The sequence below is a fragment of the Methylohalobius crimeensis 10Ki genome (assembly GCF_000421465.1).
GTDB lineage: Bacteria > Pseudomonadota > Gammaproteobacteria > Methylococcales > Methylothermaceae > Methylohalobius > Methylohalobius crimeensis.
The window spans coordinates 228,193-243,466 of the sequence record NZ_ATXB01000002.1; the positions used below are offsets into that span (position 1 = coordinate 228,193).

General features: G+C 62.9%; 12 protein-coding genes. 1 reads left to right on the forward strand and 11 read right to left on the reverse strand.

Translation table 11 applies throughout. The features are described 5' to 3' along the window. Nucleotides 1–107: 107 nt before the first annotated feature. The 11 genes from H035_RS20020 to H035_RS0114825 form a co-directional block, all read right to left on the reverse strand. Complete coding sequence (locus tag H035_RS20020) at nucleotides 108–1,460, reverse strand: FAD-dependent oxidoreductase (RefSeq protein WP_022949744.1); 1,353 nt, start codon at nucleotides 1,458–1,460, stop codon at nucleotides 108–110. Nucleotides 1,461–1,518: 58 nt separating this feature from the next. After that, nucleotides 1,519–2,916: an aldehyde dehydrogenase family protein gene (locus tag H035_RS0114775; RefSeq protein WP_026596657.1), complete on the reverse strand. Its 1,398-nt coding sequence runs from the start codon at nucleotides 2,914–2,916 to the stop codon at nucleotides 1,519–1,521. A gap of 160 nt (nucleotides 2,917–3,076) precedes the next feature. Further along, entirely contained in the window at nucleotides 3,077–5,143 is a 2,067-nt protein-coding gene (locus tag H035_RS0114780; RefSeq protein WP_022949746.1) for an acetate--CoA ligase family protein, read from the reverse strand. Next, a complete protein-coding gene (gene xcbE / locus H035_RS0114785) occupies nucleotides 5,134–6,195 on the reverse strand; it encodes a coenzyme M biosynthesis enzyme XcbE (protein WP_200861589.1) in 1,062 nt (353 codons plus the stop codon). The genes H035_RS0114780 and xcbE overlap by 10 nt, the downstream gene beginning before the upstream one ends. Next, a complete protein-coding gene (gene xcbD, locus H035_RS0114790; RefSeq protein WP_022949748.1) occupies nucleotides 6,153–7,508 on the reverse strand; it encodes a 3-sulfopropionylcysteine synthase XcbD in 1,356 nt (451 codons plus the stop codon). Before xcbD ends, xcbE begins: the two co-directional genes overlap by 43 nt. Further along, the gene (gene xcbC / locus H035_RS0114795; protein WP_022949749.1) at nucleotides 7,508–9,022 is read right to left on the reverse strand and encodes a 2-phosphosulfolactate phosphatase XcbC; all 1,515 of its coding nucleotides are present in this window, start codon (nucleotides 9,020–9,022) and stop codon (nucleotides 7,508–7,510) included. Before xcbC ends, xcbD begins: the two co-directional genes overlap by 1 nt. Further along, nucleotides 9,019–10,806, reverse strand: a complete 1,788-nt coding sequence (gene comA / locus H035_RS22250) for a phosphosulfolactate synthase (RefSeq protein WP_200861590.1) — start codon at nucleotides 10,804–10,806, stop codon at nucleotides 9,019–9,021. Before comA ends, xcbC begins: the two co-directional genes overlap by 4 nt. 12 nt (nucleotides 10,807–10,818) lie before the next feature. Then, a complete protein-coding gene (locus tag H035_RS0114810; RefSeq protein WP_022949750.1) occupies nucleotides 10,819–11,664 on the reverse strand; it encodes a CoA-transferase subunit beta in 846 nt (281 codons plus the stop codon). Between the two features lie 2 nt (nucleotides 11,665–11,666). Beyond that, entirely contained in the window at nucleotides 11,667–12,638 is a 972-nt protein-coding gene (locus H035_RS0114815) for a CoA transferase subunit A (protein WP_022949751.1), read from the reverse strand. After that, nucleotides 12,635–13,414 carry an SDR family NAD(P)-dependent oxidoreductase gene (locus H035_RS0114820; protein WP_022949752.1) on the reverse strand — a complete coding sequence of 260 codons (780 nt, stop codon included), beginning with the start codon at nucleotides 13,412–13,414 and terminating at the stop codon, nucleotides 12,635–12,637. The genes H035_RS0114815 and H035_RS0114820 overlap by 4 nt, the downstream gene beginning before the upstream one ends. 129 nt (nucleotides 13,415–13,543) lie before the next feature. Beyond that, the gene (locus H035_RS0114825; protein ID WP_022949753.1) at nucleotides 13,544–14,677 is read right to left on the reverse strand and encodes a cobalamin-independent methionine synthase II family protein; all 1,134 of its coding nucleotides are present in this window, start codon (nucleotides 14,675–14,677) and stop codon (nucleotides 13,544–13,546) included. Nucleotides 14,678–14,984: 307 nt separating this feature from the next. On the opposite strand from H035_RS0114825, the gene H035_RS0114830 reads away from it, so the two are divergent. Continuing rightward, complete coding sequence (locus H035_RS0114830; protein ID WP_022949754.1) at nucleotides 14,985–15,266, forward strand: hypothetical protein; 282 nt, start codon at nucleotides 14,985–14,987, stop codon at nucleotides 15,264–15,266. The last annotated feature ends 8 nt before the right edge of the window (nucleotides 15,267–15,274 follow it).

Below are 15,274 nucleotides of genomic sequence, written 5' to 3' on the forward strand. Positions count from 1 at the left end.
ATCCATAATAGATTCTGGCTATTGTTAATCGATGTAAGCATATTAGTAAATGATGCAACGCTACAATAGACTTATTCGTAACTACATTGTTTCATTTTCGTCGATCATCAGCCTTGCATGGCTCCCACCTGTTTTTTGAGGACCTCCCCGGCGACCTGCACTGGCGCCAGCACGGGTAAAAATGGCGGCGCATAGGCGAGATCGAGATCCGCCAGGTCCTCCACCGCCAGGTTCCCCCAAAGTGCCGCGGCTACCGTATCGATTGTTTTGTCCGCGGCGTCGTCTCCTGTGACCTGACATCCGAGCACTTTCCCGCTCGCACGGTCGGCGGTCAGATGAATCAAAAGATTTCTCGATTTCTCCATATAGCGCGCCCGGCTCGGCACCTCCACGACTTGCGATATCGGCCGGTATCCCGCCGTCACGGCCTCAGCTTCTCCCAGTCCAGTCCTGGCCACGGCCAGACCGAATACCTTGAAGATGGCGGTACCCAGCACCCCAGGAAATACCGCACGGCCTCCGGCCATGTTCGTACCGGCGACTTTGCCATGGCGGTTCGCGACATCCCCGAGCGGAAGCCACACCGCCCGGTTGGCCACCCGGTGGTACGATTCCGCACAATCTCCGGCGGCATAGACGTGAGGCAGATTGGTTTGCATCTCGGCATTCACGGTGATCGCGCCGGTATGGCCCAGCGTTATTCCCGCCGCCGCCGCAAGTTCCGTCGAAGGGGTCACCCCTGTCGCCACCAGGACCAGATCCGCCGAAATCCGTTCCCCGTTGTCGAGCACCACGTGTTTTCGGTCCAATCCGGAGACAGCGGAGCCCATGAACAGTTCGACGCCGTTCTCGCGCACCCGCTCCTCGACCGCCTGCCCGAGCGGGAGCGCGAAAGCGGGCAGCAAGCGCGGCATCATTTCCACGATGGCCACCTCGCGTCCAAGCCGCGAGAACGCCTCTGCCGCCTCCAGTCCGATGTACCCGCCTCCCAGAATCACGACCCTGCGGATATCCGGCAGCCTGTCGACGATCCGATCCGCATCGACGATGGAACGCAGATACGCGATGGGCGGAGCATCGGGCGACGCCGGTACGTTCAGTCGCTTCGGCCGCGCGCCCGTGGCCAGCAAAAGCCGGTCGAACGGTTCCGTGTAAACATGGTCGGCTTGAAGATCGCAGACCCTGAGGCTTCCCCGATCGAGGTCGATTTCTTCGACACGATGTCGGGTCCTCATGTCGATGCCATCCACCCGGAACGCCTCAGGTGGGCGGGCGATCAGCTTGCTTCTTGGAATACGATCCAAATCGGCAAGGTGATAGGGTAATCCACACGCCGAATAGGACACGTCCGCTTCCTCCTGAAGGAGGACGATACGAGCACCGGCATTTCTCCTGCGTGCGGTTGCCGCCGCCTTGGTGCCTGCCGCGACACCGCCTATGATCACCAACCGTTCGGACATCTGATTTACCGCTCAGGCATCGAAATTCGTTACAGGGAATGCGATGTCGGATTATCCGCTATTCACCGTACTTGGCGAGATGCTCCGCGAAGACGCTGTCCACGGTGATCGATCGCGGTTCGATGGGACGGGAGACCCAGGTCAGATTGAAGAAGTGACGGACGTTGACGTTCTCCGTGGTAATGTTTCCGCCCCAGGTACCGCAGGACAGCGACAACGTATAAGGCATTCCATTGCGGGGACTGCCGGCCCCTTCATTGAGGTTCTGGTTCACTATGACTCGTCCGGTTTTCGTCTCCATGGCCAGCGCGAGAATGTTCTGCTCGTTGCGGCTATGAATCCCGCAGGTGTGGCCCATGCCCTGATACCGGGTAATTTCGTTCACCCGCGCGATGGCCGATTCGATGCCCCCTGCATACCGGTAGAGCGTCAGCACCACGGACAGCTTTTCGCCGGAAAACGGGTGTTCGTGGCCCACGCCGGTTTCCTCGACGATCAGGAAGGAGCGATCGGCCGGGATCGACAGGTTCGCCAGGGCCGCGATATGCGTGGCCGGCTTGGCAATGACATCGATGCTCGGGATGTGCCCCCCATCGGGCCACATGGCCTTGCGAAGCTGTTCCTTCTCCTCTGCATCGCAAACATACCCGCCGGCTTCCACCAAGCGCCGCAGAAGCTCGCCGCAGATGCTCTCGTGGGCAACGACGGCGTTGTCGGCGAGGCAACTGGTCGCATAATCGAAGGTCTTGGCCTTGGCAATCATGGCCGCCGCATCGTCCAGGTCCGCCGTATCGTCCACCACGTGGACAGAGTTGCCGACCCCGACCCCGTAGGCCGGCGTACCGGAGCTGTAGGCCGCCTTCACCATAGCGGCGCCTCCGGTGGCGACGACCAGGTCCGCCTGGCGCATCAGTTCTTCCGTCTTGCTGATGGCCGGCTTGGTAATGACTTGTATCAGGTCCGTCGGCGCGCCCACCTGCTGGCAACCGCGCCGCATGGCGTCCGCGACGGCCTCGGTGGTCCGGCGAGTCCTCGGGTGGGGCGACAGAATAATGGCGTTGCGCGCCTTGAGTGCCGCCAAGGCCTTGACCGGGGGCGTCGCGTCAGGGCCCGTCACCGGTATCAGTGCCGCCACGACGCCCACGGGTTTGGCGATTTTGATCAGCCCTTTTTCGGGAATTTCATCGACGATGCCGCAGCTGCGCACGGGCGCCATGTCCGTCAATGTGCCCAGCACGCGATTCTCGAATTTCGACACCTTGTCGGCATAGTTGCCGAATCCGCCTTCATCGACGGCGAGGCGGGCAAGCGCCTCGCGGTTCTTGAAGACGTGCCAGCCGGCGGCCGTCACCAATTCGTCGGCCTGTTCCTGGGTGTAGTTTTCGATGGCCGCCTGAGCGGCTCTCGCCTTCGCGATCAAGTCGCCGATTTCCCGGCACGTGGCTTCTGTGTCCACGGTTTTTTTGACGTCATGGTTCATCTCGTTTTCCTCAACTCAAAAAAATGAATTTACATAGCCTGAAATAGGCGCTGGGCTCTCCGGTGTTTTCCGCCACCGATTCGCCGGAAACGCATTGCTTGTCGCGGCCTCAACGGCGGCTCTGCAAAAAGGGAAGTTACTCCGTCCGAACCTTTATCCGAACATCGACAATCGACAATTCCCGCTCCCCCGCAATTACCGGATTGAAGTCGAACTCCTCCACCCACGAGGATTGCCGAAACCAGATCGACACCCGCACCAGCAATTGCGCCAGATTTTGCCGATCGACTCCCGGAGAGCCGCGCACGCCGTCGAGGACTGTCCGCAAGCGGAGTTCGTCCATCATCGCGCAGGCATCGGCCCGGCCCAGCGGAGCCAGCCTCAGCGCAAAGTCCCGCAGGACCTCGATCCATGTCCCGCCGATCCCGAACAGGACGACCGGCCCGAAACCGGCATCCCGATATCCCCCGACGGCGAGTTCAACACCGTCGGGCATCTGCTCCTGGACCACCGAACCTCCGCTTCCCAGACGGCTGTCGAAATCCGTCCAGGCCGCACGTAGTTCATCCTCGTCGGCGATGCCCAGCCACACCGCCCGGGCCTCGGTCTTGTGCAGCAGCCCTGGACGATCCGCCTTCAGCACGACCGGATAGCCGAGTTCGCGCGCACTCGCCGCGGCCTCCGCGACGCTGCCGCACAGACCGAACCGGGCCAGCGGCAGGCCGGCATGGCGAATCGTTTCAAGCGCCTCCGCCATGGACAGCCAGCCGGACGAGCCGTCGTCTTGCGGCTTGGGGAGAGTTGGCGGTGGCGCTGCCTGCACACCGAGTCGGGAGCGGCAATGCGCCATCGTGCGAGCCGTCCGCTTAGCACTCCGAAAGCAGGGGATGGCCGCCTCGTGCAGGCGTCGGATGCAAAACTCGGCACCGGCCGAGGCGATCCAGCACACGAAGACCGGAATCCGTTCGCACCGCTGCCGGGCCGCGTGAATTTCCTCGATCAGTCGATCGATGAGTGCCTGCTGTTGCGCGGCCCGCTGGACGAGCACGACCACGATGGCGCCAACCTCCCCACCGGTGGACAGCAGGCGAACGCCCATGCCGTAGGCCTCCGGAAATCGAGCCCAATCGGTGGTCACATCGATCGGATTGGCCGCAGACGCGAGCGGCGGCAGGAACGGCAACAGCGCTTCCCGGGTAGGCTCCGTCAGCGCCGGAACCTCGAAGCCTTCCCTTTCCAGCAGGTCCACCAGCTCGACGCCGACCCCACCGGAATTGGTGATCACCCCGACCCGTCGATCGGCCGCCGGACCGCTCCGGTCCAGCGCCTCGGCCACGTCGATCAGGGTTTCTCCGTCATAAACCACCCGGACCCCCGCCTGGCGCAACGCAGCCTCGGCCACCCGCCAATCGTCGGCCAGGGCCGCCGTGTGGCTCGACGCCGCCCGTTGCGCGGCGCGACCTCTTCCCGTTTTCAACACGACGACAGGCTTGATCGGCGTCACCGTGCGGGCGAGTTCGAAAAATCTCCGGCCATCGGAGAAGGATTCCAGAAGCATCGCGATCACACGCGTGTCGTCGTCGTTCGCTAGATACGCCAGAACATCGGTCTCATCGATATCCAGCTTGTTCCCCACCGAGACGATCTTCGCAAAGCCGCAGCCGGTCGCTTCGGAACGAGCGAAAGCGGCCATTCCGTAAGCGCCGCTTTGGGTAACCAGGGAGATGCCGCCACGGCGCGGCAGGCCGATACCGATGGAGGCATTGAGTCCTACCCCCGTATTGACGGCGCCGAAGCAGTTCGGCCCGATTAGGCGTATCCCGTGGCTTCTGGCGGATTCGAGCACCGCCGCCTGAAGTCGTTGTCCGCCTTCGTCTGCTTCCGCGAATCCTCCGCTCACCACAACGGCGACGCGAATGCCGGCCTTCGCGCAATCGGCAAGGATGCCCGGCACCGTCGCGGGAGGCGTGGCGATTAGCGCGAGATCCGCATCGCAGCCGGACTCGGCGAGCGAGCGCACCGCTCCGACGCCGGCTATCGCTTGGGCGGTCGGATGGACCGCGATGACGCGTCCTTTGAATCCGGCCTCCGGCGCCGTGAGATTGGCCAAAAGAACGTTGCCGGCCTTGAGGCGCTGCGCCGACGCGCCGAATACGGCGACTCCAGCCGGCTCGAACAGTGCCTTGCTCCAGCTCAGGTCCATAGGTATTGTCCCGGCACGAACAATCCGGGCTGGCCGCCCGTATGCAAGAACAGCACGTGCTTCGAGCTGTCGAAATACCCCCTATCGCACAGTGCGATGAGCCCCGCCAGCGTCTTGCCGGTATAGACCGGGTCCAGGAACACGCCTTCTTCGACGGCCGCGAGGCGGATGGCCGCGCTCCCCTCCGGCGAGGGAGCACCGTAGCCGGCGCCGATGTAGCCGTCATGGATACGGACGCTGCCTTCGGCCACGTCGGTGTCGATGCCGAGCAGCTTTTCCGTGTCGCGTACCAATTGCAGAACCTGCCTCTTCGCTTCGGCCGCCGGGCGGCTCACGGTGACGGCTTCCACGCGCCACGGCGCCCGGTAGTAGCTCGTTCCGAGCAGCCAGCCCGCCAGCGTGGCGCCCGATCCGACCGGCAGCACGACCGTATCCGGCATCGCGGCGCCCTTGGCGAATTGCTTCAGAAGCTCCTCTACGGCCAGGAAATGGCCGACCACGCCCAGAGGCGAAGCGCCGCCGCGAGGGATCACATAGGGCTTTTGGCCGCGTTTCGCCAGTTCCTCCGCCAGAGACGCCATTCGCCTGTCCACGCTGGAACGGTCGGAGCAGCCGGTAAACGTCGTTTCCGCCCCCAGCATGCGTACCAGTGCGTAGTTGCCCGATTCGTGTCCCTTATCCTCGCCCCAGTAGACAGCGGCGGTGCGCAGCCCGTATTTGGCGCCGACGGCGGCGGTGGCACGCACATGGTTGGACAAGGGGCCGGCGCCCGTGATCAGGGTGTCGGCCCCTCGGACCAGCGCATCTCCCACCAGAAATTCGAGACCGCGAATCTTGTTGCCGCCGAATCCGAAGGCGATCAGATCGTCGCGCTTGATCCACAACCGCTCCCGGCGCAACCTTTTCGCGAGGGACGGCAGCGGATGCATCGGCGTGAGGTGGCGAATCAAAGGCAGCCAGGGAAGCACCGCCCGGCCCGCGGATCGCGTGCGAAAACCTCGGGCGCCCATCATGGGACCTCCTGCAGTACGCGATCGACCAGGGCCAGACATTGGCCGACGTGGGTCATCGGGTCGAACAGCTCTTCGATTTCCCCGGGCGTCAGATGGGCCATCACCGTTTCACTGTTCAGCAGCGCTTCCTTGAACGGCAAGCGCGCGTCCCTGGCCTGCATGGCGATCTCGTAGACGACCCGGTGCGCCGTCGCCCGGCCGATTTTTCCGGCGAGCCTCATCATGACCGCCTCCGAATAGACGAACCCTTGGGAGGACGTCAGGTTGTGCCGCATTCGATCGGTATCGACCTCAAGGTTTTCGACCAGGTCGGCGACGAGCTGCACCACTTTCGCCCCCGCCATCGTGATCTCCGGAACCGCATGCCACTCGGCCTTCCACGAACGCCCGTCGCGTTCGTGCTCATGGGCGCCGCCTTCCGCCAGTATCCCAGCGTTGGCTCGGACCACTCGCGCCAGCGTGCCCACATGCTCGGAAATTTCCGGGTTGCGTTTGTGCGGCATGGTGATGCTGCCGACGGTACCGGGCACGAAACCTTCCCGCACTTCGTCGATCTCGGTGCGTTGGAGATGGTAAATCTCGCGGCAAATCCGGTCGGCAGTCCCGGCCAGGTTCGCGAGAATCGCGGCCCATTCGAGCACGAGATCGCGGCTGGCCGTCCAGGACATGTCCGGCACCTTCAACCCCAACTCCGCACAGAACATCGCCTGGATATCGAGGGCCGCCCCGGCCTGGCCCGAGAGCGAGCCGACCGCGCCGCACAACTGGCCGACTTCTCCGTGGGCGGCGAACGCGGCGAGGCGTCGCTGCTGGCGTCTCGCCTCGGCCAGCCACGAGGCCGCCTTGAAACCTAAGGTGATGGGCAGTCCCTGCTGCCCGTGGGTGCGGCCTGGCATGACCGTTTCCCGGTGGGTTCGGCACAGCGCCTCCAGCCCCTGAATCAGCCGGTTCAGATCATCCGAAATGAGTTTTTTCGCGTCCCTGAGCGTCAGCATCATCCAGGTGTCTGCGACGTCCTGCGCGGTGGCTCCGAAATAGACCCATTCGCCGGCGTCCGTCCCGCAGCGTTCCCTAACCAGGCGGATCAGGCCGTAAGTCGTATGGCCGGTCGCCTCGTAATCCGCGCGCAGCTGCTCGAGCACCGTCCGGTTCACCTCCAGCGACCGGCAGACGCGGGCGATCTCGGCGGCGGCATGGTCCGGAATCAATCCGTAAGCCGCCTGGCACTTTGCCAGAACCGCCAGAATCTCGAGCCACCGGCCGATTCGTCGCTCGTCCCTGAAAAGGGCCTGTACCGCCTTCGTCGACCAGGCACCGCCATAGACTTCCGATCCCATCGTCCACAATGCCATCAGCAATCTCCCGTCAGCGTGCGAGCCGCGGCCAGCAAGCCGGCCTCGGCGATATCGATGGCGCTCGCGGCCTCGCGCATCCAGTTCTCGTGGCCGGCGACGCGGCCCCGCAATGCGGCGACGGCTTCGAGCACCCGCTTCGGCGCCGCGCCCCCGATCGTCGTTCGCGCCCGGATGGCCGCGTCGGCATCGGTCAGCGCCGGCAACATATCGTCGCGCAGGCCCAACGGACGCCCCAGTTCCTCCATGGCGATGTCGTCGATCAGATCGGCGTTCGCGTCGGAGAGGCGGCGGCCGGAACTCGCAAGCGTTCCAACCAGCCGCGCCGTGATCCGGTGCGCTTCCCGAAAATCCGCCGCGCCGAGGCTGGCCAGCCCCTCCGCGAGATCCGTGGCCAGGGCGAAAGAGGCCGCCAGCGTCGCCCGGCAGTTGATTTCATGGAGCTGGAGGCCGCCGAGGATTTCGGTCATCAGATTCACCCCGGCCGTGACCCGCTCGACGGAGGGGGGTAGCTCCCGGTACGCTTCCATCCGGTTGTCCATTTGCCCCGACGGCGTTCTAGCGGACGCCGCGATCGCGGTCTGCGCGCCGAGCAGATGGTTTGCGAGGCTTCTGAGGTAGCTCAGGGCAAAGGGGTTCTTCTTTTGCGGCATGATCTTGCTGGCACGGCAGTGCCGGTCTGCCAGATTCAGCAGTGCGAATTCGCGGGTCGCGAAAACCATCAGATCTTCGGCCAGGCGCGAGACGTTCACCGCGATTATGACCAGGCAGGACGCCAGCTCGATCGGCAAATCGGCCTGCCACATGGCATCCCGGGCATGCTCCACCACGCCATCGAACCCCAGCAGATCGGCCAGCATTTGCCGGTCCTGCGGCAGCCGGCTGCCGTTCGAGCTGCCGCAGCCGGCGGGACAACGGTTCAGGCGTGCATAGAACCCGCGCAGCCGCTGCAAGTCGCGTTCGGCGGGAAACGCAAAACCCGACAGATAATGGCCGAAGGTCGTCGGCTGGGCGGTCTGCAGATAGGTGTATTCGGGAAATACCGTCGAGCAATGGGCCTCCGCGAGACCGGCGATCTGCGTCACCATGGCGCACAGCGCCTCCGCGAGGCGCAAGACTTGTGTTCTCAGGACCAGGACGAAACCCGTGGTGATCGCCTCGCGGCGGGCGCGGCCGGCGCCGAGATGTCCGATGGCACCGGTCTTTCCGGCCAGCCAGGCTTCGCGATTGGTCACCACATCGCCCAGCGCGGGATCGAGTTCGCCACAAGTATCGGTCAATTGCAGTTCGAGCAGCGCCGCCATGAGCTCGGCGGCCGCCCCCGGCGGAATCGTGCGGAGGCGCGCCTGCATCAACGTATACGCGATATCCGCCCATCCCACCGCTTCGTGCAGACACTCCTGCGCCGCGATTTCCTCGGCAAAAGCCGTCTGCTGGAGGCCGGCCGAAGGCGGTTCGTCCAGCCGCGTGCCGACTTCCAAAACTTGACGTTGGAGAGATGGAATGTGCATCATGGCAAAATGGTCGGTTCGGCTGAGGTGGTCAGGGTCGGTGCCGGCTGCGAAGCCTCTACCGTCGGTTTCAGTGTTTCGAACCGCAGGCCGCGGCGCAAAGCTTCGAGCGCAAGGCATTGCTCCGCCTCGATGTTGCCGAGATTGACGTTGGCTCCGAGGCGATGAATGAGCTGGCACTGCTGTGATTTGCAGGGCGCCTCCCAAATGACTTTGTCCAGGCAATCGGCCAGACTGTCGACCAAACGTTCCAGGAAATCCTCACGGATCCGCCCCATGCCGTCGTAGATGCCGACATTGGCGCCGGACTCGCGCCCTTCCATGATCACCCAGGCGGCGCCGCATTCGAGGTCTTCGCGCGCTTGCTCCACCACGCGCCTCCAGGGGAATTGCCGTGTGGGGTCCTTGCTGCCCACTTCCGTGACGGGAACGATCCCGGCGTTGCGAGCTTCCTGAATGAGCGAGCGCCGCACCTTCTCGCCGACAGGCAGGGTACCCTCCGAAATTTCCACCGCCTGAAATCCGAGATCCTTGGCGCGCGCGATGAAGGCCCCGCCCGAGTCGTGCAGCAAGACCGCCTCCAGCAGGGTTCCGCCGGGATAGGTCAAGATGCCGTAGCTTCGCAGCAAATCCAGTTTTTGCCGCAGCAACCGCTCCGGCATCACCGCGGAGGTTCCGAATCCCAATTTCCAGTGGTCGATGTGGGCCCCCGACAGGTCCAGAATATCGTTCGTTGCACTCATACCCAGGCCCGTGTCGAGGACCATGGTCAAGCCGCTCTGACCGCGACGTCGGCTCCTGGACCTCGGTCCTTCGTCGATTGCCCGGAAGCCGTGCCAGGCGGTGCTATTCGGTATCGATGTCACTGGGGGATCTCCTTCGGTGTCGATGTCACTGGTGATCTTCTTAAGAGCCCGCTCGACCATGGCCAAATCGGCCCCCCAGGGCACGATGACGGTGTCCCCGTCCTTTTCGATGTCGAATTCCAGCAGGCAGCATTTCAGTAGCGTGAGCCCACCGGCTTGCTTGGCGAGCTTGCGCGGGCACATCTCGACCCGCTGCGGTTCGTCGCCGTAATAGTGCCGATGGAATTGCAAGCTCCGCTCGCAGCCGACCAGCACCCAGTCCAGCCGCTTTTCCGGACGCTCGTCAAGGAAATGGACCGGCGCGCCGAGATCGTCGAGCCCGCCGGAACGACAAGGAACCAGGTAGTGGCTAGGGTTCACGGAAGCGCACAGATCGCGCAGGTCGATCCGTTCCAACACGGGACGGATCGGCGGCAGGTCGGCATATGCCAGCACCTGCCGGACCAGCCCCATGAGCTTGGGCGGCTCCGGCGGTGCGACTTCGATCACTCGTATCGGAACGGGGTCCGGACGGTGGATGAAATTGATATGGTCGTACTTGCCTTCGCAGATCAGGGTCCGATCCGGACCTATGCCGTTTTCCACCGCGAGTTCTGCGAGGGCGGAACGGTTGGCGCAATCCGTCGCCGGGTCCTTGATGAAGACGCACTGTTCCGGCAAGGTCAGAACTTCGACATGTTCGATGGGCGAAAACAATATCTCCCGATCCGCCACCTCGATGGCCGCGAGCGCGTGGCGCCGTTCCGCGTCGTGCAGGATGACGAAATGCGTGCGGCGGTAGGCCTCCTTGCCAAGCAAATGCCCGACAATGGCGGCTTCCGTCATCTTTCCCGCGTACGGCTGATAGCTCACGCCGCGGTAGGGAATCTGGACCAGATTCCTGTGGCGCTTCAGCCTACGGATTTTCGGGGTCGTGGTCATGGCTATCCGTCCTCAGCCGGCCCGCATATCGAACCGTCGCTGTCGATCTTCCGGACGCAGTTCCTTCTCGTGGATCTTCAGCGGGTCCAGCCGGCGAATGATATCAACCACTTCCGGCGCGGGCGTGTCGGCGACCGTCAATTCGTCGCTGATAAGCGGCGCAAAGCCGGTATTCGCCAACACCTCCTCGACCGGGGTGTCCGGATAGAGCGCTTGCAGGCGCATATGGCCCGAAGCGTCGAAATCGAATACGCCGAGGTCGGTTACCAGCCACTCTGGACCGTTGCCGATATGGCCGAACTGCTTCCGCGAGGTGCCGTCAGCGGCGCGATGGCCGAGACTGGTCACGAAGTCGCATTTTTCGACGAGACGGAACCTGCGCACGCCGTGCTTGTTGGGCGGGCAGCGATGGGCCGCCGTCCACAGCGTCAGGTCGCCCACGTCGCAGGACAGGTTGCAGCCGCCGCCGCCCCCGGGCAGCTTGAGCCTGGTCAAGGACTCGCCCAGCCCGGTCACGTTGCAATTTCCCCAGCGATCGATTTGCAGGCCCGACAGAAACATCCGGTGGAGCCGTCCCGAGGCGGCCAGGTCGAAGAGTTCGCCGATATTGAGCGAGGAGGACGCGCCCCGATCCATGGTCCAATCGTTGGTCGTGGCCGTCAGGAAAGGCGGATCGGGATTCACGCCGTAGGTCGCCCCCGCGATCAGAACCATATGAGGCGCATGGGTGCGCTTCGCCACGTGCATGGCGAGCTGTACCAGTGGAGAGCCGAAGCCGTGAAAGGTCAGCGCGCCGTCCGGAATCGTTCGGGCGAGCCGGTAGATCATCATCTCGCCGAGGGTGCAGGTTGAAGACATGATCAGGCCTCCCGGTAGAGTTCGAGCCAAGATTCTACGCTTTCCGACCATCGCCCCAGGCGCTCGGTCACCGCCGGCCCGCCGATCCGTTCCAGGTATTCGGCCTGGTCGCGGCACTCGAAGACGTAGCGGTCCAGATAAGAGCGGGCGAACGCCTCGGGGCCGTCCTTCGCCGCCGCGTAATAGTGTTGGGTGTGGGTGCGGTCGTAGGTGTAGAACGGATAGCACGCGGTCGGATGGGCGCCGAACGGTACTTCGGCCAGAGCCGTTACGTAGAAGTAGGGAATGGAGATGCCGCCCAGCTCCTTGAGCCGCTCGGTGCTCACGATCTTTTCGACGGTCGCGACAACTTGCTTGGATGCCTGCGCGAACAGAATGTCGGCGACGGGCGGCCCCTCAATGCGGAGATTCCCCTGTTCGTCCCCGTACTGGGCGTGGATGAGCGCGATGCCGGGTTTCAAGGCCGGCACCAGGACCACTTCCTGCCCCGTGAACGGGCAGGTCATAATCTTGAACTCGGGATGCAGCTTCAGCATGTCGGTGCCGCGCACGGAGCGAATGGGCATGAACGGCAGCCCGGCGATGGCCGCCCGGAGCTGCTGAACCAGGGTGTAGCAGCAATTGTCCTGTACCTCGACCGAGCCGTCTTCGCAGGCGCGGCGGAAATTCGGAGCCATGCCGAAATCCTGTTCGAAGCCGACGTAGCTTTCCGAGGTTGCCGCGACGGCGCCTCCGCCGCAGAGAAGGTCGATGTCGATACCATGGGCCGAGCCGACGACGTGAAGGTCCTTCCGACCGACCCTCAGCAGTTCCCGGAGCAGCGCCATCGGCTCCCGCGACGAAAGCCCTCCGCCTACCGCCACCACATCGCCGTCGGCTACCCGTGTGGCGAGTTCAGACAGCTGCTTCCGCTTGGATTCGTCCGTGTAGATGCCCGTACTCCCTGGTCTTTTCATTTCATTTGCGGCGCTCATATCGCGGTCATCCCGCCGTCGACCGCGAATGCGGCGCCGGTCACGAAGGCGGCCTCATCGGAAAGGAGAAAGAGCACCGCGGCTGCGATGTCGCCGGGTTCGCCGAAACGGCCAATGGGATATTTTGCCAGGCGTCTGGCCTGCAGCTCCGGGCTGCTGTCGCTGCCCAGCAACTGGTGTCCCATGTCGGTCGAGGCCACCGTGCCGGGGCAGACGGCGTTGATCCGGATGCCCTTGCTGGAATAATCGGCAGCCATTTGCCGGGTAAGGTTCACCACCGCACCCTTGGCCGCGCAGTAAGCCGCCATCGTGGGGATGCCGACCATGCCGGCCACGGAGCCGAAGTTGACGATGGCGCCGTGGCCGCGCTCGAGCATGCCCGGAATCGCAGCCTTCGAGGCGAGAAACGTTCCGGTCACGTTGACCGCCATGATGCGTTCCCATTCGGAGCGTTCCGCTTCGTGCACCGATCCGAAGCCCGCGATTCCGGCGTTGTTGACGAGGCCGGTTATTGGACCCAATTCCCGTTCCGCATCATTTATCGCCTTGGTTATTTGGGCCTCGTCGGTCACGTCGGCGCGAAAGAAATTGGCTGTGCATCCCCGTGCGTTTAAGGCCTGGACCGCCGTGGAGCCGCGTTCCTGGGCAAGATCGATGACGGCGATGCGGGCGCCAGCCGCTGCGCAGCGTTCGGCGGTGGAAAATCCGATACCCGTGGCGCCGCCGGTGATGGCGACGACCCGGTCTGTCAGTGAATTGCGGTTACTGTAAGCCATAATCGATCGAAATATGAGTGTTGAGGGCGGATACCCGGTTTTATCGTTCCCGCAGAAACCATGAGAGCAACGATACGGATACGTGCATTTCTCGTAGGAGCAGGCCGGCGCCCGCCCCCGCTCTTGTTTCTATGCATTTTCGGCGGCGACCCGGCCTGTCTCGATTTCTTCGCGAACCATCTTGGTCCCTTCCACCAGCGCATGAATCTTGTCCTTGGCGATATACCGCTGCAAAAGGATGAGCCCGCAATCGGTGGTCACGCCGAGACGATCCGCCGGAACGTATTCGAGGAGTTTGCGAATCCGATCCGCCACCTCGTCGGCGGTTTCGGTGATCGTGCTCTTCACATCGATCACGCCGGCCCAGAAATCGACGTTCGGCGGAAGGGGATGTTGCCGGATGACATCGAGGCCGGACAGGTCGTCAGAGCGGCGGCCGCAGTTTTCGAGATTGAGGACCCTGATGTTCGCTTCATACGCCTTCGGGATGATCGAGGCCGTTGCGGACGGCGCTTTCCCCTTGCGCTTCGTGAGGTCGTACACTTCGCCCGAACTCGCGGTTTCATCGGGCTGGTAAGCCGGCGTGCCGCCCCAATTGCCCCAGCAGACGTGAACGATGATTTTCGCCCTGTGGATGCCTTCGACCGCGCGGTTGAACGCTTCGATGGCATAGTCTTCGAAGAAGTACGGCCAGGTGAACTCGTCGAGCTGGATGAAGTCCGCGCCGATTGCCTCGACTTCTTTCAAGTCTTCGTTGATGGCCGCCGCGATGGCCAGCGCACGCTCGCGGCCGGATGGGTAATAAAGATCATGGGTGCATTGTGCGAGCACCTGAACGCCGGTGTATTGCACCTTGATTGGCTTCCGGGTCGCCTTGCGCAAAGCCTTCGCCTGCTCGACCATCAGTGCGCCGTGCCGCTTGATCTCCTGTGTGACCGTGCCGGAATGGAGGCGGCTGTAGATGGGAAAGCCCAGGTGGCCGCCCTTGAGGTCGTAGCCGAGCCGCCGCATATAGTAATACAGCGCCTGGTCGGCATAGTTGTCGCTATGAATCCGGCCATCCGAAATGATGTCGAGACCGGCCGTCTCCTGGTCGCGCACGATGGCGCCGACCACGTCTTCGAGCGCCTCCTGCCACATCGCATCGGGCGGCTGCTGGTCCCCGGTAAAGTGCCGGGCAAATTCCGCATCCCACCAGCGCGGGTTGGGATAGTTGCCGACCATGCTGGTGGGAATCAGCACTTCTGCGCCATTCAATATCATCGCTTTCTCCTCCGATTCCGAGGAATCAGTTTCCGACGTCGGGCGTAGTGTCCATTACGTCCGGCTGGCGCCGAAACGACCCTCAAGGGTTGATGGAACCTACAAAGACCTTCAACTATCCATACTTTACAATATGCTCTCCCCTCGACTTTAATCATTACAATATAAATTATTGTTACTTGTCAATACTTGCCACCACGACACCGATATTACCGGTTTCCTGTATCACTAATTGACATCTATGGATAATAATGCTTATTCTTAAATAAGAAACTAATATAGAATATAGATAGAGAAGGCATCCCCCATGAGAAACGTATGGATCATGACCCATACGAAAGGCGCGGCGCCGATTGCCCCCGTCATGAAAGTCTGTCCGTCACCGTCCGGGCAGCCCGGCGATCATGTCGACGGAGACGGGAACTATGTCGGCACCTGGTTCAAGATCGAACAAGTACCGGACGATGTCCCGAACAGCCGCGTAGTTTCTTTATTGTTCGACTCCCAATCTGGCGCCGCCCATCACAGCATGACCTATGCCACACTCACGATGGCCGCGGTGATGGGGTGCCCCTGCTGCATGCATTGACCTCGCTT